1 pseudogene is annotated in these 573 nt (G+C 63.7%); it reads left to right on the top strand.

Annotated elements, in window-relative coordinates:
- Positions 1 to 154: 154 nt before the first annotated feature.
- Positions 155 to 573: pseudogene (locus tag EN943_RS37355) on the top strand (M23 family peptidase); the annotation flags it as partial.

Here is a 573-nt window from a genome sequence, read left to right as displayed (position 1 = left end):
CCGTCCGAGCCTGGAATCACATGCGGGGGAGCGATGATCTCCGCAACGAGTGGCGTGAGCTTCGAAGCTCACGCCACTCGTTGCGGAGATCATCGCTCCCCCGCATGTGATTCCAGGCTCGGACGGCAGGCGTCACATCGTCTACGAACTGGCAGTGACGAATATCACTGGCGGCGATGTCCGTTTCGAGAAGCTCAAGGTCGTCGATGCCGACAGCGGAGCACCGCTTGCAGAACTCGGCCCGGATGAATTGCGCACGCGCGTCACGCCGGGCGCAAGCCGCGGCAACGAAAACCGCGAGTTGGCCGCCTATCAGTTCGCCGTCATCTTTCTGCATGTCGTGCTTGCGGACGGGGCGGCGGTTCCGGCTCGCATTACCCACGAGATCACGGCGTTTTTCGCGGTCATCGGCGCCGACATGACGGTGACGATTGGCGAGGGTGCCGTCGTTGCGAAGGCACCGGTGGCTCTTGGGCCGCCTTTGCGCGGCAAGGGTTATGTCGCGGCTGACGGCTGCTGCGATTCCATCCGCCATGTCCGCGCCCTGCTGTCGCTCGACGGCAAGTTCTACCT

The sequence above is a fragment of the Mesorhizobium sp. M7A.F.Ca.US.006.01.1.1 genome (assembly GCF_003997935.1).
Classification (GTDB): Bacteria; Pseudomonadota; Alphaproteobacteria; order Rhizobiales; family Rhizobiaceae; genus Mesorhizobium.
Note: the sequence above shows the minus strand (reverse complement) of the source record. Positions and strands in the feature narration are given on the sequence as shown.